We start from the raw sequence: 20,115 nt of genomic DNA, 5'->3' as shown, positions 1-20,115 counted from the left end.
GTTTTGCCGGGCGTACTGCGTGTGCCCGGCCTACAAAACCAGTACCCGATAAGCTTAGCGCTACCGGGCGATGCCGGGCTATTCCCAGAAATCACGGGCTGGGTCGAGCACCGGGCGAATGATGCCCGCACGCACCGTAAAGTCGCCGAAGCCTTCACCCGCTTCGCGCTCTTTCGCCCAGCGCCCTACCAGTTCGTCGATCGAGTCGAGAATCTCCGACTCGGTAATGTTCTCGCGATACATCCGTGGAATACGCGTCCCGCTGCGGTTACCGCCGAGATGCAGGTTGTAGCGACCCGGCGCTTTGCCCACCAGCCCGACTTCTGCCAGCATCGCACGACCGCAGCCGTTCGGGCAGCCGGTCACGCGCGTCACGATATGCTCATCGCTCACGCCGTGCTTGCCCATGATCCCGTCGACCTTATCAATAAACGACGGCAGGAAGCGTTCTGCTTCGGCCATCGCCAGCGGACAGGTCGGGAAGGAGACGCAGGCCATCGAGTTTTCACGCTGCGGGGTGACCGCATTCATCAGACCGTGGTCGCGCGCCAGTTTTTCGATCCGCGCTTTTTCCGTCTCCGGTACGCCGGCAATAATCAGGTTCTGGTTCGCCGTAATACGGAACTCGCCCTGATGGATCTTCGCGATCTCCAGCAGACCGGTTTTCAGCGGACGGCCGGGATAATCAAGAATACGTCCGTTTTCAATAAACAGCGTCAGATGCCATTTTTTGTCGATCCCTTTGACCCAGCCGATGCGATCGCCGCGACCGGTGAACTCATACGGGCGGATCGGTTCAAACTTGATCCCCGCCCGACGCTCCACTTCGGCCTTGAAGGTCTCGACGCCGACGCGCTCAAGAGTATATTTGGTTTTCGCATTTTTACGGTCGGTACGGTTGCCCCAGTCGCGCTGGGTGGTGACGACCGCTTCCGCGACCGCCAGCGTGTGCTCCAGCGGCAGATAGCCAAACTCGCTCGCCGTACGGGCGTAGGTTTTCTTGTTGCCGTGTTCAATCGACAACCCGCCGCCCACCAGCAGGTTAAAGCCCACCAGCTTGCCGTTTTCGGCAATCGCCACAAAGTTCATGTCGTTGGCGTGCAGATCGATGTCGTTCTGCGGCGGGATCACCACGGTGGTTTTGAACTTACGCGGCAGGTAGGTCTGGCCGAGGATCGGTTCTTCATCGGTGGTGGCGACCTTCTTCTGATCGAGCCAGATCTCCGCATAGGCGCGGGTACGCGGCAGCAGATGTTCGGAGATCTTTTTCGCCCACTCGTAGGCTTCGGTATGGAGCTGAGACTCGTTCGGGTTAGACGTGCACAGCACGTTACGGTTCACGTCGTTGGCGGTCGCCAGCGCGTCCAGCCCCACGTCGTGCAGCATTTCATGGGCCGGTTTCACGTTCTTTTTCAGAATACCGTGAAACTGGAAGGTCTGCCGGTTAGTCAGACGGATGCTGCCGTAAATGGTGTTCTCACCGGCAAATTTATCAATCGCCTGCCACTGTTTAGTGGTGATGACCCCGCCCGGCAGGCGGCAGCGCAGCATCATCGCATGGCGCGGTTCGAGTTTCTGCGCCGCGCGCTCGGCGCGGATATCACGGTCATCCTGTTGATACATGCCGTGGAAGCGGATCAGCAAAAAGTTATCGCCGTTGAAACCGCCAGTCAGGCCATCCTGCAAATCTTCTTTAATGGTGCCGCGCAGGAAATTGCTCTCAAGCTTCAGCCGTTCGGCATCAACCAGTTTGCCTTCGACCACCAGAGGGCCGGGGTGTTTTTCGCTCATTAGTAGACATCTCGCTGATAACGGCGCTCAACGCGCAGCTCACTTAAAAATTCGTCCGCCGCTTCGGCGTCCATCGCGCCGAATTCGGCAATCACGTCCAGTAACGTCTGCTCAACGTCTTTCGCCATACGATTGGCATCGCCGCAGACATAAATATGGGCGCCGTCATTAATCCAGCGCCACAGTTCGGCCCCCTGCTCGCGCAGCTTGTCCTGAACATAGACTTTTTGTTGTTGATCGCGGGACCAGGCCAGGTCGATACGGCTCAGCACGCCTTCTTTGACATAGCGCTGCCACTCCACCTGATAGAGAAAATCTTCCGTAAAGTGCGGGTTGCCGAAGAACAGCCAGTTCTTGCCTTCCGCGCCATCCGCCGCACGCTGCTGCATGAAGGCACGGAACGGCGCGATGCCGGTACCGGGGCCAATCATGATCACCGGCGTCTGCGGATTAGCAGGCAGGCGGAAGTTGTCGTTGTGTTCAATAAAGACGCGAACTTCGCCATCTTCTTCGACGCGGTCAGCAAGGAAGCTGGACGCACCGCCGGCGCGGGCGCGGCCTTCGATGTCGTAGCGAACGGCGCCCACGGTGATATGGACTTCGCTTTCTACTTCCGCCTGCGATGAAGCAATGGAGTAGAGACGCGGGGTCAGCGGACGCAGCAGGCCAATTAACGCGTCGGCATCCAGTTGCGCCGGAGAGAAACGCACCATATCGACAATCGGCGTGGTCGCGGCGTATTGCTGGAGCTGCGCTTTATCGCCAACCAGCGGCAGCAGGGTTTCGCTGCGGGTTAAGGTGGCGTAATTCTCAACGATGTTAGCGGTATTAACCGTTAACTCGAAATGCCATTCCAGCGCTTCCGCCAGCGGCAGGGTTTTGCCGTCAACCGTGACCGGCTCATCACCCTTCAGCCACAGCAGCTCAACCAGCTCTTTCACCAGAGCCGGATCGTTCTGATACCAGACGCCCAGCGCATCGCCCGGCTGATAACGCAGCCCGGAGTCAGCGAGGTCGATTTCAATATGACGCACATCTTTTTCAGAATCGCGGCCGGTAATTTTCTGATTCACCGCCAGTGTCGCCGTCAGCGGCGCTTCTTTGGTATACGGGCTGGAGTGAATGTCATTCACCGCCCCGCTCGTCGCTCCCTGGGCCGGAGCCGCAACGGGGGCACGGGATTTCAATACTTCAACAACCCGCGCGCGCCATTCCGCCGCCGCAGGCTGGTACTCGACGTCTGCATCAACGCGATCCAGCAGACGCTCCCCGCCCAGTTCAGCCAGACGGCTGTCAAAGTCTTTCCCGGACTGGCAGAAGAATTCGTAAGAGGTATCGCCTAAGCCAAATACCGCAAAGGCGGTACCCTCAAGCTTCGGCGCTTTTTTGGAAAACAGGAATTTATGCAGCGCAACGGCCTCTTCCGGCGACTCGCCCTCACCTTGCGTCGACGTCACGATAACCAGCAGCTTTTCGGAGGCAATTTGTTTGAATTTATAGTCGCCTGCGTTCACCAGTTTCACGTTCAGCTGCGCGGCGATCAGATCGTCACGCAGCGCTTCAGCCACGCGGCGTGCGTTGCCGGTTTGCGATGCTGAAATCAGCGTAATGCCCGGCATTTCTGCAGCCTGAGCAGGAACCGCTGTTGCCGCGCCGGAGTGCTGATTCAGCACGCCCCAAAAGTAGCCCGAAACCCAGGCAAGCTGAGTCGGGGTGAAGTCTGTCGTGGCCGCCTGAAGGCGCGCCAGTTGCTCCGGGTTCAGCGGGAGCAAATTGGAAGGTGGGGCCTGTGTCGTCATGCGTCGTTATGTTCCAGTAAGCAAAGCTGTTATTCGCACCCTGTCAGCGCGGCAAAAACAGAAGAGAATGTAAGGTTAACGGCGCTGATAGTAACAATTAAAGAAGGGATGGAAATAACAAATAACCAAATGGACTAACCTGTTTTAGTTATAGTTATTAACAACAAAAACGATTAATCAACTCTATGAAATTAAAAAGGATATTACGTTACCCGTGGGCAAATACGTCGATATTTCGCTCAGGGCCGTTTTAGTTAATGATAAAAAAACCGCTTTCCGGTACCCTACGGCGGTTTTTTTGTCTTATTGAGAGTAAAAGATGTCCACCACCCTGTTTAAAGATTTCACCTTCGAAGCCGCCCATCACCTGCCTCACGTACCGGAAGGTCATAAGTGCGGTCGCCTGCACGGCCACTCTTTTATGGTGCGCCTGGAGATTACCGGTGAAGTCGATCCCCACACGGGCTGGATCATGGATTTTGCCGAGCTCAAGGCCGCGTTTAAACCGACCTACGATCGCCTGGATCACTACTATCTGAACGATATTCCTGGTCTGGAAAACCCAACCAGCGAAGTGCTGGCGAAGTGGATTTGGCAGCAGATGAAACCGCTGGTGCCGCTGCTGAGCGCCGTAATGATCAAAGAGACCTGTACCGCAGGCTGTATCTATCGCGGCGAATGATGCGCTGGCCGGGAGCGGACGTTTCCTGGCCGCAGAACAGAAAGGCCCGGTGCGCAGCCTGCGACCGGGCCTTTTTATCAGGCAATGTTCAGATATTTATGCGTCTGCATCGATAACCGCCAGTTACGGGCAATACAGGTCTCGATACACAGACGCGTGGCGTCGTCTTTCTGACTGATGGGCTGCAGGGCGATGATGCGCGGTTTTTCATCGCTCAGCGTTTCCAGCAGTTCATCCAGCGCTTCGATATCCCGCACGCGCCCTACCGGATGCTTAATTTCATCCGCACGCAGCAGGGCTTGCGACAGCACATCATAGCCACCGCGCATATTGACCTTTGGCGATACCGTCACCCAGGTATTGGGGCTGCAGCGCACTTCATGGGTACCGCTGGTTTCAATCTGGCAGCTGAATCCGTTCTGCTCCAGCAGCGTGGTCAGCGGGGTTAAATCGTGGATGCAGGGTTCGCCGCCGGTGATGACCACGTGACGTGCGGTCCAGTCCTGACGCCCGATAATCGCCAGCAGGTCTTCGCCGCTTGCCGGGCCCCATTTATCACTCTCTTTGGTTTTCGCCAGAATACTAAACAGCGACACTTCCCGATCCGCAAGCTTATCCCAGGTATGTTTGGTATCGCACCAGGCGCAACCAACCGGGCATCCCTGCAGACGAATAAAAATGGCAGGCACGCCGGTGAAGTAACCCTCGCCTTGCAAGGTCTGGAACATCTCGTTAATCGGGTACTGCATAATCATCTCTGTTTAGGTTCGAAACGCGCATTATCGCAGATTTAGCGGCCGAGGTCTTGTCCTCAGCGGCGATTATCAACGCGCTGTTGTTGCTGAAATCAGACTAAGATTATAGCCTGTTGAGCAATACCAAACGATCTCTTCCGCTTTATTTCCCGCTGGCTTTAAAGACCTTCAGCGACGGGAGAAATAAATCGCCTCGACTTATTTCTGCATGTATTACGTTTTTTATACGGCGACTTTTGATGTAACTAAATATGTTTAAAATTACCTTTAAACAACGATGACAACACCATTCAGAATATAACAATAACTATAAAAATCATATATGTACAAATGGAAACATGAAAAACAGAATCTTCTTCACTCCGCAGATGTCCAATACTATTCACGCCCGTTCGTAACCTTAATTCTGGCTTAAGAAAGCCTTCCGGCTCGCCATTTTCCATTGACTCACCGTTTAGTTTCAGCCGCCTAGAATCCAGCCGACCAACCATGATGAGACGGCGTTCATGAATACATTATTAATTACAGGCGTTACCGGTTTTCTGGGGGGAGCGGTTTTAGAGAATATCCTGAACCAAAATAACGGGATGAATCTGCTGCTTTTAGTTCGAGCCGATAATGATGACGCGGCGCTTGCCCGGGTCAAAGAAAACATGCGCAAGTTCAATGTCTCTGAGGAGAAACTGGCGGCGCTGGGCACGCAACATATTCTCGCGGGCGATTTGGCTAACCCCGCAGAATTCCTCTGCGACCCACGTCTGGAGCAGGTGACTCACGTGCTCAACTGCGCGGCTGTCGCCTCCTTTGGCAATAACCCGCTCATCTGGAAGGTGAACGTGGAAGGCACCCTGCAGTTTGCCCAGCGTATGTCCCGGGTTGCCGGACTACAGCGCTTCCTGCATGTGGGTACGGCCATGTCATGTTCCCCTGAGCCCGATTCTCTGGTCGCGGAAAGCGCCGAGTTTCGCGAGCGTGCCGAACACCTTGTCGAATACACCCACTCTAAATCAACAATCGAGCAGCTGATGCAGCAGACCTGCCCGACGCTTCCGTTGACGATTGCCCGTCCCTCGATTGTGGTGGGCCATACTCATCACGGCTGTCAGCCCTCCAGCAGTATCTTCTGGGTATTCAGCATGGGCTTAATGCTGCAAAAATTCCTCTGCTCAATGGAAGACCGGATCGATGTGATTCCGGTCGACTATTGCGCCGATGCGCTGATGATGCTGCTTGATAACCAGCTTGCGCAGGGGGAAGTCGTGCATATTTCGGCAGGTGAAGAAAATAGCGTGAAATTCGCGGAGATCGATCGCGCCATGGCCTCTGCGCTGGAGCAGGTGCCCGTCGGCGACAGGTATGCGCAGGTCAGCTATGAGACGCTGGTCAAGATGCGTCGCGAACTGAAGGATATCTTCGGCCCCTGCAATGAACGTCTGATGCTCAAAGCCATGCGCCTCTATGGCGCCTTCGCTACCCTTAACGTACGCTTCAGCAACGATAAGCTGCTCAGCATGGGCATGCCGAAGCCGCCGCGCTTTACCGATTATATCGATCGCTGCGTGCAGACCACCCGCGGGCTTTCGATTCCGCAGCAGATGGCGGTCGACTTTAAGTAATTATCGGCGCGAAGGTAAAAGCGAAGGTAAAAAAAATGCCAGTCCGAAGACTGGCATTTTCATATCAGAGAAAGACGGGCTTATGCCTGACCTTTGATCTCTTTACGACCGTTGTACGGTGCTTTTTCGCCCAGCGCTTCTTCGATACGAATCAGCTGGTTGTATTTAGCAACGCGGTCAGAACGGCTCATAGAACCGGTTTTGATCTGGCCTGCAGCAGTACCAACAGCCAGGTCAGCAATGGTCGCGTCTTCAGTTTCGCCAGAACGGTGAGAGATAACGGCAGTGTAGCCAGCGTCTTTCGCCATTTTGATCGCAGCCAGAGTTTCGGTCAGAGAACCGATCTGGTTGAATTTGATCAGGATGGAGTTAACGATGCCTTTCTCAATACCTTCTTTCAGGATCTTGGTGTTGGTTACGAACAGATCGTCACCAACCAGCTGGATTTTGTCGCCCAGGACTTTAGTCTGGTATGCGAAGCCATCCCAGTCAGATTCGTCCAGACCGTCTTCGATAGAGACGATCGGGTACTGTTTGGTCAGCTCTTCCAAGAAGTGAGTGAACTCTTCAGAGGTGAACGCTTTGTTGCCTTCGCCAGCCAGAACGTATTTACCGTCTTTGTAGAATTCAGACGCTGCGCAGTCCATCGCCAGAGTGATGTCTTTGCCCAGCTCGTAACCTGCTGCTTTAACCGCTTCAGCGATAACAGCCAGAGCTTCTGCGTTGGAACCCAGGTTCGGCGCGTAGCCGCCTTCGTCACCAACTGCAGTGTTCATACCTTTCGCTTTCAGAACTTTAGCCAGGTTGTGGAACACTTCAGAACCCATACGTACGGCTTCTTTCAGGGATTTAGCGCCAACCGGCTGAATCATAAATTCCTGGATGTCGACGTTGTTGTCAGCGTGCTCACCACCGTTGATGATGTTCATCATCGGAACCGGCATGGAGTATTTGCCCGGAGTGCCGTTCAGCTCAGCGATGTGTTCGTACAGCGGCTGGCCTTTAGAGGCAGCGGCTGCTTTGGCGTTAGCCAGGGACACAGCCAGAATTGCGTTCGCACCGAAGTTAGATTTGTTTTCAGTACCGTCCAGGTCGATCATGATTTTATCGATGCCAGCCTGATCTTTGGCGTCTTTGCCAAGGATAGCCTGAGCGATCGGGCCGTTGACAGCGCCAACAGCTTTCAGTACGCCTTTACCCATGAAACGGGATTTGTCGCCATCGCGCAGTTCCAGCGCTTCGCGGGAACCAGTAGAAGCACCTGACGGAGCTGCTGCCATACCAACGAAACCACCTTCCAGGTGTACTTCGGCTTCAACAGTCGGGTTACCACGGGAGTCGATGATTTCACGACCGATGACTTTAACGATTTTGGACATTAGGTTTTCCTCAGTACAAGTTAAACTAAAACTCCAGACAAACAATGCACCCGAATGGGTGCATTGCCGTTCTAACTCTTTTACTTCGCCTGACGCTTTTGATACTCGCTTGCCGCTTTCACAAAACCTGCAAACAGCGGATGGCCATCACGCGGCGTCGAAGTAAACTCCGGATGGAACTGACAAGCAACGAACCACGGATGATTCGGTACTTCGATGATCTCGACCAACTGATCATCCCCGGAACGGCCCGCAACACGCAGGCCCGCATTTTCAATCGGTTTCAACAACATGTTGTTGACTTCATAGCGGTGACGATGTCGTTCAGTGATGGTCGGCTCGCCGTACAGCTGGCGAACCAGGCTCGCGTCGTCCAGCTGGCACTGCTGCGCGCCCAGGCGCATGGTGCCGCCGAGGTCGCTCTTCTCAGAGCGCACTTCAACGTTGCCTTCTTCATCACGCCATTCAGTAATGAGTGCCACTACCGGGTACTTACAGTCTGGCACAAATTCTGTGGAGTTGGCGTTTTCCATCCCCGCTACGTTGCGCGCGAACTCAATCAGCGCAACCTGCATACCCAGGCAAATACCCAGATACGGAATATTATTTTCACGCGCGTAGCGCGCAGTGGCGATCTTGCCTTCAACACCGCGGTAGCCGAAGCCGCCAGGGATCAGGATAGCGTCCAGATTCTTCAGAATTTCGACGCCGCGCGTTTCCACATCCTGCGAATCGATCAGCTTGATGTTAACGGTCACGCGGTTTTTCAGACCACCATGTTTCAGCGCTTCAATCACGGACTTGTACGCGTCCGGCAGTTCAATGTACTTGCCGACCATACCGATCGTGACTTCACCTGCCGGGTTAGCTTCTTCGTAAATCACCTGCTCCCATTCGGCCAGGTTCGCTTCCGGACAGTTTAAGCTGAATCGTTTACAAATATAATCGTCCAGCCCCTGAGATTTCAACAGGCCTGGAATTTTATAAATGGAATCGACATCTTTCATTGAAATAACGGCTTTTTCTGGCACGTTACAGAACAATGCAATTTTTGCACGTTCGTTAGCCGGGATCGCACGATCGGAACGGCAAACCAGAATGTCAGGCTGAATACCGATAGACAGCAGCTCTTTTACCGAGTGCTGAGTCGGTTTGGTTTTGACTTCACCAGCAGCGGCCAGATAAGGCACCAGGGTCAGGTGCATGAACAGCGCGTGTTCACGACCGATATCCACTGCCAGCTGGCGAATCGCTTCCAGGAACGGCAGGGATTCGATATCACCGACGGTACCACCGATTTCAACCAGCACCACGTCGTGACCTTCGCCACCCGCCAGAACGCGTTCTTTGATCGCGTTAGTGATATGCGGAATAACCTGTACGGTTGCGCCCAGATAGTCACCGCGGCGCTCTTTACGCAGAACGTCGGAGTAAATACGCCCGGTGGTGAAGTTGTTGCGGCGGCTCATTTTGGTACGAATGAAGCGCTCGTAGTGACCCAGGTCCAGATCGGTTTCAGCGCCGTCTTCAGTAACGAACACTTCCCCGTGTTGGATTGGGCTCATGGTGCCCGGATCGACGTTGATGTACGGATCCAGTTTCATCATGGTTACGTTAAGCCCACGGGCTTCGAGAATAGCGGCCAGGGAGGCTGCGGCAATGCCTTTACCCAGAGAGGATACGACCCCGCCGGTCACAAAAATATAGTTCGTTGTCATGCTGAACCTGAGAAGTTAGGGTGAAACGATGGAATAACCAGGACGGGAAAGTAGTATACCCGAACACGACGAGCGCCACAAACTTTCATTCTCCGTCTCCTTTCCAGGTCATGACAAACATAAGGAGTGAGAAAATAGCCCCTTTTGGGTAAATGTTTTTGACGCAAATCAAGCGCTTGTCATTTAAAAAATCACACAAATAGCGCTTGATCGCAAAATTTCGTTAGAGATCAGTTTCCTGGCGTTTTACCTCTTGCCACACGTCTTCCATGATATCGAGGTCTACGCCGGTCATCTCCAGTCCGCGGGCGGCGACAATTCGTTCAACTTCCCGGAAACGACGTTCGAATTTGAGGTTCGCTTTCTGCAAGGCGACTTCAGCTTTTACCCCTAAATGGCGGGATAAATTGACCGTTGCGAACAGCAGATCGCCCATTTCCTCCTCCAGTTTAGCTTCATCTACGACCGCCTGCTGCGCCTCGTGCATGACCTCATCGATCTCTTCATGCACTTTATCCAGCACCGGGCCGAGCGAGGTCCAGTCAAAGCCGACTGCCGAGCAGCGACGCTGAATTTTATGCGCGCGCATCAGCGCCGGCAGGCTGTGCGGAATATCGTCCAGCGCGGAATGCTGCGCCTTTTCCGCACGCTCAGCGCTTTTTATTTGCTCCCAGCGCGCCAGCACTTCGGCGCTATTGCCGGCAGTAGCATCGCCGAAGATATGCGGATGACGGCGCTCGAGCTTGTCGCTGATGGCGGCACAGATGTCGTCAAATGCGAAGCGGCCCTCTTCCTGTGCCATCTGGGCGTAGAACACCACCTGAAACAGCAGGTCACCCAGCTCTCCGCGCAGATCGTCAAAATCTTCACGGGCGATGGCATCCAGCACTTCGTACGTCTCTTCAAGGGTATACGGGGCGATGGTGGCGAAGGTCTGCTCTTTGTCCCACGGACAGCCGTTTTCCGGATCACGCAGGCGTTTCATAATGGCAAGCAGGCGATCGATTTGGGTCATAGTGATTCCTTGCAACATATTGGTTTTATTTATCTTCCCCGGATAAAACACGGGAAAAATCAGCGAGGTTCGCGGAGAAACGACGCGCAAAACCCTCTCTCCGTCGGAGAGAGGGTCAGCATGGGAGGAAAAGCGGTTAGCCGCCGTGCAGGCGGCGGGCATCAATCACATCCGGAACCTGATTCAGTTTCCCGAGCACGCGGCCGAGAACCTGCAGGTTGTAGATTTCAATGTTCATATCGATGGTAGCCAGCTGCTGTTTGGTGTCACTGCGGCTGGCTACGCCAAGCACGTTTACTTTTTCGTTAGCCAGAATGGTGGTGATATCGCGCAGCAGGCCGCTACGATCGTTTGCCACCACGCGGACGACCAGCGAGTAGCCCGCGGAGTAGCTTTCTCCCCAGACCGCGTCAACGATACGCTCCGGGGCGTGCGATTGCAGCTCAGCCAGCTGATCGCAGTCCGCCCGGTGAACGGAAATTCCGCGCCCCTGGGTGATGAAACCGACGATCTCGTCGCCTGGAATCGGCTGACAGCAGCGGGCGATGTGGTGCATCAGGTTGCCCACGCCCTCCACCACAACGCGACCGTTATCTTTGCTGCGATTCTGCGGCGCCCAGGTTTTCTGCTGCAGTTGTTTCAGCGCCGCCGCATCCTGCTCTTCGGCGCTCGGCTTATTGAACTGCGACTGCAGGAAGTTGACCATCTGGTTAAGGCGGATATCTCCGCCGCCAATGGCCGCCAGCAGCTCATCCAGCTCATTGAAGTTGTAGCGCGGCAGCAGATGCTTCTCTGCCTCCTTGAGGCTAATCCCCAGATGCTCAAGCTCATCATCGAGAATCTGCCGCCCGGCGAGAATATTCTTGTCGCGATCCTGCTTACGGAACCAGGCGTGGATTTTGGAACGTCCGCGGCTGGTCGTGACATAGCCGAGGTTGGGGTTCAGCCAGTCGCGGCTAGGGTTTGGCTGTTTCTGGGTAATGATTTCAATCTGATCGCCCATTTGCAGCTGATAGGTAAAGGGGACAATGCGCCCGCTGATTTTGGCGCCGATGCAGCGGTGGCCGACATCGCTATGGATATGGTAGGCAAAGTCGAGCGGCGTGGAGCCGGCAGGTAAATCGACCACATCGCCTTTTGGCGTAAAGACGTACACCCGATCGTCAAAGACCTGGCTGCGCACCTCATCGAGCATTTCGCCGGAGTCGGCCATCTCTTCCTGCCAGGCGATCAGCTTACGCAGCCAGGCGATACGATCTTCATAGCCACGTCCGCCGCCTGCCGCCGCTCCGGCGCCTTCTTTGTACTTCCAGTGCGCGGCGACGCCCAGCTCCGCATCTTCATGCATCTGCCGGGTACGAATCTGGATCTCCACCGTTTTACCGCCCGGCCCCAGCACCACGGTATGAATCGACTGATAGCCATTTGGTTTTGGGTTGGCAACGTAATCATCGAACTCATCCGGCAGATGGCGATAGTGAGTGTGTACTATCCCCAGTGCGGCATAGCAGTCCTGCAGGCGCTCCGCGACAATACGTACCGCGCGCACATCAAACAGCTCATCAAAGGTGAGGTGTTTTTTCTGCATTTTCCGCCAGATACTGTAGATGTGCTTCGGTCGGCCGTAGACTTCAGCCTTCACGCCTTCGGTTTTCATTTCTGAACGCAGATGACCGACGAACTCATCAATGTAGTGTTCACGATCGATGCGACGCTCGTGCAGCAGTTTGGCAATACGCTTATATTCGTCGGGATGCAGGTAACGGAAGCAATAATCTTCCAGCTCCCATTTCAGTTGGCCAATGCCTAAACGGTTGGCCAGCGGGGCGTAGATATTGGTGCACTCTTTAGCCGCCAGCACGCGTTCGTCTTCGGGCTCATCTTTGACTTCCCGCAGGTGGGCGATACGTTCAGCCAGCTTGATGACCACGCAGCGGAAGTCGTCGACCATCGCAAGCAGCATGCGGCGAATATTATCGACCTGCTCGGATGAGACCGAGTCGGTATGGGTGGCTTTAAGCTGGCGAATCGCCGCCATATCGCGCACGCCGTGAATCAATGTCACGACGGACTTACCGACGCTCTCCTGCATCACCTCTTCGGTGACGACATTGCCATCCGCCAGCGGGAACAGCATCGCGGCCCGCAGCGTATCGATATCCATGCTCAGCGTAGAAAGGATTTCCACCATCTCGACGCCGCGCCATAAGAGCAGATCCGCTCGAGGATGTCCCTGCGTTTTCTCGCGACAATAGTCCCAGGTTTCGGCTAAGCGTTCACACGACTGCTGGCTGGAAATTCCCAGACTCGCGATCCATTTCTTCGGGTCAAATTCACCAGCTTTATTTAAATGTGCACTTCTTACCGCAACCATTGTCCTCTCCTTAAGGGACCTGGCCTGCCGAAGTCGGCAAGCCTCAACGTTGACACTTCATCCTTCAGTACGCCGGGGGGTTGGCTGCCTCGGCCTGATCCGAACGATTCTATGTATCTCTGTGCTCAAACAACACCATTGATTCCAGATGTCCGGTATGCGGGAACATGTCCAGCATCGCCAGGCGTTGAATCTGATACCCCGCCTGCAGCAGCAGGTCGCTATCGCGCGCCAGGGTCGCCGGATTACAGGAGACATAGACGACGCGACGCGGGGCAAGTTTTATAATGTGTGACATAACGCCCGGCGCTCCGGCTCGCGCCGGGTCGAGTAATATTTTATCAAAACCATGCTGCGCCCAGGCCTGGCGGGTCACATCTTCTTCCAGATTTTCATGAAAGAATGTCACGTTGTGCAACTGATTGAGCGCGGCATTTTCCCGCCCTTTCTCGACCAGCGCCGGGACGCCTTCAACGCCCACGACATTGGCCGCGCGCGTAGCCAGCGGCAGAGTAAAATTCCCCATGCCGCAGAACAGATCGAGGACCCGATCCTGAGGCTGAATATCCAGCCACGCCAGCGCCGTTTGCACCATCAGCTGATTGACGCCATCGTTCACCTGGATAAAGTCGCGCGGGCTAAACATTAAGCGTAGCCCGTCTGAGGTATACCATGGGGCTTCCCCACTAATATGTTCCAGTATCTCGCTTTGCGGCGCCAGGTACAGCGCGAGACCGTGAGATTGCGAAAATCGTTCCAGTTTTTCTCTATCGCCCGCCGGTAACGCTGCCGTGTGGCGCAGGACCATCAACGGGCCATTGTCCGCCAGCACCAGCTCAACATGCCCGAGCTGACGCGGCGATTTCAGACCGGACAAACACTCGCGCACCGCCGGCAGCAACGCCTCAAGATCGGGCGCCAAAATGGGGCACTGCACCACGTTGATAATGTCGCTGGAGCCCGCCTGACGAAAGCCCATCTGTAATTGTTGGGTCTTTGGCTGATAATTCAAGCTCAGACGTGCGCGCCGACGATATCCCCACGGCGAAGCGGCTATAATGTCATCGACATCCCGTTTCATCAGCCGGGCAAGCGCGGCGCGTTTACTTTGCTGCTGGAGCTCAACGCTGGCATGCTGCTGCTGGCAGCCGCCGCAGGTACCGAAATGCGGGCAGCGCGGCGCCTGGCGCTGTGGGCTGTCATTAAGACGGCGTTTAACCTGCGCCCGGGAGTACTGTTTTTTGTCTTCAACGACGACAACTTCAGCCTGTTCCTGGGGCAATAAGCCATTAACAAATAGCGCTTTACCATGGTGACGAGCAACGCCCTGACCAAAGGGATCGAGGTCATTGACTGTAACGGTTATGATCTGGCGCGTCGTCACACGCCGTTTTGCAGAGTAGAATTGCGCCATCGTAGAGATTTGTCTCAATCAAATAAACTGACTCTATACACGAGTCCATTCAAGGTGCATCTGGGCAGCCAGTAAGCGTTCCGGCGGCGAAGATCGGCCCGTCGCCGAAACCGCCAACGCAGAGGCACTTGATGGATGAAGAGTATATTCTCCCATAACGGAACCGCATGACCAACTACAGCCTACGTGCCCGCATGATGATTCTTATCCTGGCGCCAACCGTACTCATCGGTTTGTTGCTCAGCATTTTCTTCGTCGCGCATCGCTATCACGACCTGCAGCGTCAGCTGGAAGACGCCGGAGCCAGTATTATTGAACCCCTGGCGGTCTCCAGTGAATATGGCATGAATCTGCAAAACCGCGAGTCTATCGGCCAGCTGATTAGCGTGCTGCATCGCCGTCATTCCGATATCGTACGCGCTATTTCCATTTACGATTCGCAAAACAGGCTGTTCGTCACCTCCAATTTTCAACTCAATCCCAGCGAGCTGCGTCTGGAAAATGGGGAAAAATTTCCTCGCCAGCTGAGCGCGGTGCGCAAGGGCGACGTTATGATTTTGCGTACGCCTATCGTCTCGGAAAGTTATTCACCCGATGAATCACCGATGACCGATGCCAAAATGCCCGGCAACATGCTGGGCTATGTCGCCCTCGAACTGGATCTCAAATCGGTGCGGCTGCAGCAGTACAAAGAGATTTTCATCTCCAGCGTCATGATGCTGTTCTGTATCGGCATCGCGCTGATCTTCGGCTGGCGCCTGATGCGCGACGTCACCGGGCCGATCCGCAATATGGTGAATACCGTCGACCGCATTCGTCGCGGCCAGCTCGACAGCCGCGTCGAAGGGTTTATGCTCGGCGAACTGGATATGCTGAAAAACGGCATCAACTCCATGGCCATGTCGCTGGCGGCCTACCACGAAGAGATGCAGCACAATATCGACCAGGCAACCTCCGATCTGCGCGAAACCCTTGAGCAGATGGAGATTCAGAACGTTGAGCTGGATCTGGCGAAGAAGCGCGCCCAGGAAGCGGCCCGCATCAAATCAGAATTCCTCGCCAATATGTCTCATGAGCTACGAACGCCGCTCAATGGCGTCATTGGCTTTACCCGCCTGACCCTGAAGACCGATTTAAATACCACTCAGCGCGACCACCTCACCACGATCGAGCGCTCGGCGAACAACCTGCTCGCTATCATTAACGACGTGCTGGACTTCTCGAAGCTGGAAGCGGGTAAACTGATACTTGAGAGCATCCCGTTCCTGCTGCGTAATGCGCTGGATGAGGTCATGACTCTGCTGGCGCACTCCGCTCACGATAAGGGGCTGGAGCTGACGCTGAACATCAAAAATGATGTTCCGGACAATATTATCGGCGACCCTCTGCGCCTGCAGCAGATCATCACCAACCTGGTGGGCAATGCCATCAAGTTTACCGAACATGGCAATATTGATGTTCTGGTCGAACAGCGCGCGTTGAGCAACACCAGCGTACAAATCGAAATTCAAATCCACGATACCGGGATCGGCATCCCCGAGCGCGATCAGTCCCGCCTGTTCCAGGCATTCCGCCAGGCCGATGCCAGCATTTCCCGCCGCCACGGCGGCACCGGGCTCGGGCTGGTGATAACCCAGCGGCTGGTAAGAGAGATGGGCGGCGATATCTCATTCCACAGCCAGCCGAATCGCGGCTCCACGTTCTGGTTCCATATCAACCTCGACCTCAATCCCAACGCGGTTCAGGAGAGCCCGTTAACCCATGGTCTGGCGGGCAAAACGCTGGCCTACATCGAGGCCAATGCGGCGGCGGCGCAGTGTGCCATGGAGCTGCTGACGACCCTGCCGCTGGAGGTGGTCTACAGCCCGACGTTTTCCGCGCTGCCGGAAGCCCACTACGACATCCTGCTGGCCGGTCTTCCGGTATCGATGCGTGACCTGAGTCAGCAAAAGGATAACCTGGCGAAAGCCTGCGCCATGGCCGACTACTTACTGCTGGCGCTCCCCTGCCATGCGCAGATCAATGCCGAAACCCTGAAGCAAGACGGCGTTGCCGCCTGCCTGCTCAAACCGCTGACCGCCACACGGTTAATCCCGGCGCTCACCGCCTCCTGCCGCGCCAGGACACCGATCGTCCTGCCCCATTCTGACAGCAGTAAGCTACCGATGACGGTGATGGCGGTAGATGATAATCCGGCGAACCTGAAGCTTATCGGCGTGCTGCTGGAAGATCTGGTCCAGCACGTCACGCTGTGTGATAGCGGCCAGCGCGCCGTAGAGCAGGCTAAGGAGATGCAGTTGGATCTGATTCTGATGGATATTCAGATGCCGGATATGGACGGCATTCGCGCCTGCGAGCTGATTCGCCACCTTCCTCATCAGCAACAAACGCCGGTGATCGCCGTCACCGCCCACGCGTTTGACGGGCAAAAAGAGAAGCTGATGAAGGCCGGGATGAACGACTACCTGGCGAAGCCCATCGAAGAGGATAAGCTGCACAGCCTGCTACTGCGCTATCAGCCGGGAAAGCATAGCGCGCCGCTGCGGGCAGCGGAACCTGTCGAACCGCCCATCGACTACAACGTGACCCTCAACTGGCAGCTGGCGCTACGCCAGGCCGCCATGAAACCGGATCTGGCGCGGGAGATGCTGCAAATGCTGATCGCCTTTATGCCAGAAGTGCGTAATAAAGTGGAAGAACAGCTGGTTGGCGAAGAGCCTGAGGGGCTGCTGGATTTGATTCATAAGCTCCACGGCAGCTGCAGCTATAGCGGAGTGCCGCGGCTGAAAAAGCTGTGCCAGACCCTCGAAAGCCAGCTGCGCGGCGGAACCGCCGCCGAAGAGCTGGAGCCGGAGCTGCTGGAACTGCTGGATGAAATGGATAATGTCACGCGGGAAGCGTGCAAAATGCTGGGCATATAAATCCTCTTCCCCGGATAGCCCGGCGCCTGTCCGGGCGTCCATGTAAAGGGTATCGCCCCGGCAGGCATCACGCGACCGGGGAAACCGTCTTACAGCTTGCGTCCCATGTTCAGCACCGCGGCAACATTCCTCGCCGTCATGCGCACGTTTTCTGCCGCGTTCTCCAGCGCCTCCTCCAGAGTACAGACCGAATAGATCACGCTGAATACCGCATCCAGCCCGTGCTGGTGAACAATCCCCACATCAGCGGTCAGGCTGCCGGCAATAGCAATAACCGGTACGTTATAGCGCTGCGCAACCTTTGCCACCCCCACCGGCACCTTGCCATGGATCGTCTGACTGTCAATACGCCCTTCACCAGTAATCACCAGATCTGCGTCCGCCACCAGCTCCGCCAGATGCAGCGCATCGGTCACAATCTCGATCCCTGGACGCAGTCGCGCGCCACAGAAAGCATACAGGGCGGCGCCCATACCGCCTGCCGCACCACCGCCCTCAAGATGAAGTACGTCGACGGCTAAATCGCGTTGAATGATGCGTGCATAGTGCGCCAGCGCGCGGTCGAGACGGACAATCATCTCTGCCGTCGCCCCTTTTTGCGGCCCAAATACCGCCGTAGCGCCTTCCGGACCCGTTAGCGGATTGGTCACGTCGCAGGCCACATCGATGCGGCAATCGGCCAGCCGGCTATCCAGTTCGCTCAAATCGATTCGCGCCAGCTGTTCCAGCGCGCCGCCGCCGGAGGCAATCTGTTGATTATCCGCCGTCAGTAACTTTCCGCCCAGCGCCTGTACCATGCCGGCGCCGCCGTCATTCGTCGCGCTACCGCCGATACCGATAATAATCTGCTGTACGCCGGCATCCAGCGCGTGGCGAATCAGTTCCCCGGTGCCCCAGGTGGTCGTTAACAATGGGTTACGGCACGCCGGCGGGACGCTTTCCAGTCCGCTGGCCGCCGCCATTTCAATAAAAGCGCAGCGTTCATCGCCGGAAAGGCCGTAAAAAGCGTCTACCGGTTGGTTCAACGGACCGGTAACCGTAACCTGCACCAGACGCCCCTGAGTGGCGGCAACCATCGCTTCGACGGTCCCTTCGCCGCCATCGGCAACGGGCAACTTGACATACTCCGCATCAGGATAAATCTCCTGAAACCCCGCTTCTATCGCCGTCGCAACATCCAGGGCACTCAGGCTCTCCTTGTATGAATCCGGTGCAATCACTATTTTCATCCGCTGTCCTTAATATGAACAAACACCCGGTAGCAAAACCATTCCGGTTCCCGCAGGAACCGGATTTTCCTTAGCGCACCATACACGGACGCTTGTTATCAAACGTCCAGTTCGGGATCAGATACTGCATGGCCATCGCATCGTCACGCGCGCCCAGCCCGTGCTTTTTGTATAGCTCATTTGCCTGCATCACGCGGTCCATATCCAGCTCAACGCCGAGGCCCGGTGTGGTGGGCACCTGCACCATACCACCTTTGATCTCAAAAGGTTGTCGGGTCAATCGCTGATTACCTTCCTGCCAGATCCAGTGGGTATCGATGGCGGTAATGTTGCCCGGCGCCGCCGCCGCAACGTGGGTGAACATCGCCAGCGAGATATCGAAATGGTTGTTGGAGTGCGAGCCCCAGGTCAAACCAAACTCATGGCACATCTGCGCCACGCGAACCGATCCCTGCATGGTCCAGAAGTGCGGATCCGCCAGCGGAATGTCCACCGATTGCAGAGACAAAGTATGTCCCATCTGACGCCAGTCGGTGGCAATCATATTGGTCGCCGTCGGCAGGCCGGTGGCACGGCGGAACTCCGCCATCACTTCCCGGCCCGAGAAGCCCTGTTCAGCGCCGCAGGGGTCTTCCGCATAGGCCAGCACGCCTTTCAGCTGTTTGCCAATTTTGATGGCTTCATCCAGGCGCCAGGCGCCGTTCGGGTCAAGCGTCACGCGCGCCTGCGGGAAACGTTTAGCCAGCGCCACGATGGATTCCGCCTCTTCCTCACCCGCCAGCACGCCGCCTTTGAGTTTAAAATCGTTGAAACCATATTTTTCGTAAGCGGCTTCTGCCAGACGCACGACGGCGTCCGGGGTCATGGCCTCTTCATGACGAAGCCGGTACCAGTCGCACTTCTCATCGCCCTGACTTTGATAGGCCAGCGGCGTGGCGTGACGGTTACCCACGAAGAACAGGTAGCCCAGCATTTCAACTTCGCTACGCTGTTGGCCCTCGCCCAGCAGAGAGGCGACGTTGACGCCCAGATGCTGTCCCAACAGATCCAGCAGCGCGGCTTCAATCCCGGTGACAACGTGAATGGTGGTACGCAGATCAAAAGTTTGCAAACCGCGGCCGCCGGCGTCACGGTCGGCAAAGCGGCTGCGTACTGCCCCAAGGACGTTTTTATATTCGCCGAGCGTTTTCCCGACAACCAGTTCAGCGGCCTCTTCCAGCGTCTGGCGGATTTTCTCTCCGCCGGGGATTTCCCCTACGCCGGTATGGCCTGAGTTATCTTTGATAATCACAATATTGCGGGTGAAATACGGGGCATGAGCTCCGCTAAGATTCATCAGCATACTGTCGTGGCCGGCAACCGGAATAACCTGCATAGCGGTGACGACGGGGGTAGAAAACTGCGTGGTCATGATGAAATCCT

General features: G+C 55.8%; 13 protein-coding genes. 3 read left to right on the top strand and 10 right to left on the bottom strand.

The features are described 5' to 3' along the window. Nucleotides 1-78 precede the first annotated feature (78 nt). Together cysI and cysJ are read right to left on the bottom strand one after the other, a co-directional pair. A complete protein-coding gene (gene cysI / locus AC007G_RS07185) occupies nucleotides 79-1,791 on the bottom strand; it encodes an assimilatory sulfite reductase (NADPH) hemoprotein subunit (protein ID WP_032690956.1) in 1,713 nt (570 codons plus the stop codon). Continuing rightward, nucleotides 1,791-3,590, bottom strand: coding sequence for an NADPH-dependent assimilatory sulfite reductase flavoprotein subunit (gene cysJ / locus AC007G_RS07180; RefSeq protein WP_032696757.1), 1,800 nt, complete (start codon nucleotides 3,588-3,590; stop codon nucleotides 1,791-1,793). Before cysJ ends, cysI begins: the two co-directional genes overlap by 1 nt. 319 nt (nucleotides 3,591-3,909) lie before the next feature. Between cysJ and queD the strand changes: the two genes are divergently transcribed. Beyond that, nucleotides 3,910-4,272 carry a 6-carboxytetrahydropterin synthase QueD gene (queD, locus tag AC007G_RS07175; RefSeq protein ID WP_004866969.1) on the top strand — a complete coding sequence of 121 codons (363 nt, stop codon included), beginning with the start codon at nucleotides 3,910-3,912 and terminating at the stop codon, nucleotides 4,270-4,272. Nucleotides 4,273-4,349: 77 nt separating this feature from the next. On the opposite strand, the gene queE is transcribed toward queD, so the two are convergent. After that, entirely contained in the window at nucleotides 4,350-5,021 is a 672-nt protein-coding gene (queE, locus tag AC007G_RS07170) for a 7-carboxy-7-deazaguanine synthase QueE (protein WP_032690954.1), read from the bottom strand. 512 nt (nucleotides 5,022-5,533) lie between these two features. Between queE and AC007G_RS07165 the strand changes: the two genes are divergently transcribed. Continuing rightward, nucleotides 5,534-6,643, top strand: coding sequence for an SDR family oxidoreductase (locus AC007G_RS07165; protein ID WP_032696756.1), 1,110 nt, complete (start codon nucleotides 5,534-5,536; stop codon nucleotides 6,641-6,643). A gap of 80 nt (nucleotides 6,644-6,723) precedes the next feature. Here AC007G_RS07165 and eno read toward each other — a convergent pair whose 3' ends face one another. The 5 genes from eno to rlmD all read right to left on the bottom strand — a co-directional run bounded on the left by eno (nucleotide 6,724) and on the right by rlmD (nucleotide 14,543). Then, the gene (eno, locus tag AC007G_RS07160) at nucleotides 6,724-8,022 is read right to left on the bottom strand and encodes a phosphopyruvate hydratase (RefSeq protein ID WP_004124327.1); all 1,299 of its coding nucleotides are present in this window, start codon (nucleotides 8,020-8,022) and stop codon (nucleotides 6,724-6,726) included. 80 nt (nucleotides 8,023-8,102) lie between these two features. Next, nucleotides 8,103-9,740: a glutamine hydrolyzing CTP synthase gene (gene pyrG, locus AC007G_RS07155; RefSeq protein WP_032690952.1), complete on the bottom strand. Its 1,638-nt coding sequence runs from the start codon at nucleotides 9,738-9,740 to the stop codon at nucleotides 8,103-8,105. Nucleotides 9,741-9,963: 223 nt separating this feature from the next. Further along, nucleotides 9,964-10,755, bottom strand: coding sequence for a nucleoside triphosphate pyrophosphohydrolase (gene mazG / locus AC007G_RS07150; RefSeq protein ID WP_142629825.1), 792 nt, complete (start codon nucleotides 10,753-10,755; stop codon nucleotides 9,964-9,966). 136 nt (nucleotides 10,756-10,891) lie between these two features. Continuing rightward, nucleotides 10,892-13,129 (bottom strand): GTP diphosphokinase, encoded by a 2,238-nt coding sequence (gene relA, locus AC007G_RS07145; RefSeq protein ID WP_032690950.1) that lies wholly within the window; start codon nucleotides 13,127-13,129, stop codon nucleotides 10,892-10,894. Nucleotides 13,130-13,238: 109 nt separating this feature from the next. Beyond that, nucleotides 13,239-14,543 (bottom strand): 23S rRNA (uracil(1939)-C(5))-methyltransferase RlmD, encoded by a 1,305-nt coding sequence (gene rlmD / locus AC007G_RS07140; protein WP_032690949.1) that lies wholly within the window; start codon nucleotides 14,541-14,543, stop codon nucleotides 13,239-13,241. A gap of 167 nt (nucleotides 14,544-14,710) precedes the next feature. On the opposite strand from rlmD, the gene barA reads away from it, so the two are divergent. Continuing rightward, nucleotides 14,711-17,464 carry a two-component sensor histidine kinase BarA gene (gene barA, locus AC007G_RS07135; protein ID WP_032690948.1) on the top strand — a complete coding sequence of 918 codons (2,754 nt, stop codon included), beginning with the start codon at nucleotides 14,711-14,713 and terminating at the stop codon, nucleotides 17,462-17,464. An 89-nt stretch (nucleotides 17,465-17,553) separates the two neighbouring features. On the opposite strand, the gene AC007G_RS07130 is transcribed toward barA, so the two are convergent. Both AC007G_RS07130 and gudD read right to left on the bottom strand, forming a co-directional pair. Beyond that, the gene (locus AC007G_RS07130) at nucleotides 17,554-18,693 is read right to left on the bottom strand and encodes a glycerate kinase (protein WP_032690947.1); all 1,140 of its coding nucleotides are present in this window, start codon (nucleotides 18,691-18,693) and stop codon (nucleotides 17,554-17,556) included. Between the two features lie 70 nt (nucleotides 18,694-18,763). Beyond that, nucleotides 18,764-20,104, bottom strand: a complete 1,341-nt coding sequence (gudD, locus tag AC007G_RS07125) for a glucarate dehydratase (protein ID WP_032696753.1) — start codon at nucleotides 20,102-20,104, stop codon at nucleotides 18,764-18,766. Nucleotides 20,105-20,115 lie beyond the last annotated feature (11 nt).

The sequence above is a fragment of the Klebsiella sp. CSG-1 genome (assembly GCF_056521145.1).
The sequence above is the reverse complement of the archived record's forward strand: the minus strand, read 5'-3'. Positions and strand labels throughout refer to the sequence as shown.

What these genes read in the sequence shown, in the direction of transcription:
- cysI (WP_032690956.1), bottom strand. Translation starts at nt 1,791, where the DNA reads ATGAGCGAAAAACACCCCGGCCCTCTGGTGGTCGAAGGCAAACTGGTT.
- cysJ (WP_032696757.1), bottom strand. Translation starts at nt 3,590, where the DNA reads ATGACGACACAGGCCCCACCTTCCAATTTGCTCCCGCTGAACCCGGAG.
- queD (WP_004866969.1), top strand. Translation starts at nt 3,910, where the DNA reads ATGTCCACCACCCTGTTTAAAGATTTCACCTTCGAAGCCGCCCATCAC.
- queE (WP_032690954.1), bottom strand. Translation starts at nt 5,021, where the DNA reads ATGCAGTACCCGATTAACGAGATGTTCCAGACCTTGCAAGGCGAGGGT.
- AC007G_RS07165 (WP_032696756.1), top strand. Translation starts at nt 5,534, where the DNA reads ATGAATACATTATTAATTACAGGCGTTACCGGTTTTCTGGGGGGAGCG.
- eno (WP_004124327.1), bottom strand. Translation starts at nt 8,022, where the DNA reads ATGTCCAAAATCGTTAAAGTCATCGGTCGTGAAATCATCGACTCCCGT.
- pyrG (WP_032690952.1), bottom strand. Translation starts at nt 9,740, where the DNA reads ATGACAACGAACTATATTTTTGTGACCGGCGGGGTCGTATCCTCTCTG.
- mazG (WP_142629825.1), bottom strand. Translation starts at nt 10,755, where the DNA reads ATGACCCAAATCGATCGCCTGCTTGCCATTATGAAACGCCTGCGTGAT.
- relA (WP_032690950.1), bottom strand. Translation starts at nt 13,129, where the DNA reads ATGGTTGCGGTAAGAAGTGCACATTTAAATAAAGCTGGTGAATTTGAC.
- rlmD (WP_032690949.1), bottom strand. Translation starts at nt 14,543, where the DNA reads ATGGCGCAATTCTACTCTGCAAAACGGCGTGTGACGACGCGCCAGATC.
- barA (WP_032690948.1), top strand. Translation starts at nt 14,711, where the DNA reads ATGACCAACTACAGCCTACGTGCCCGCATGATGATTCTTATCCTGGCG.
- AC007G_RS07130 (WP_032690947.1), bottom strand. Translation starts at nt 18,693, where the DNA reads ATGAAAATAGTGATTGCACCGGATTCATACAAGGAGAGCCTGAGTGCC.
- gudD (WP_032696753.1), bottom strand. Translation starts at nt 20,104, where the DNA reads ATGACCACGCAGTTTTCTACCCCCGTCGTCACCGCTATGCAGGTTATT.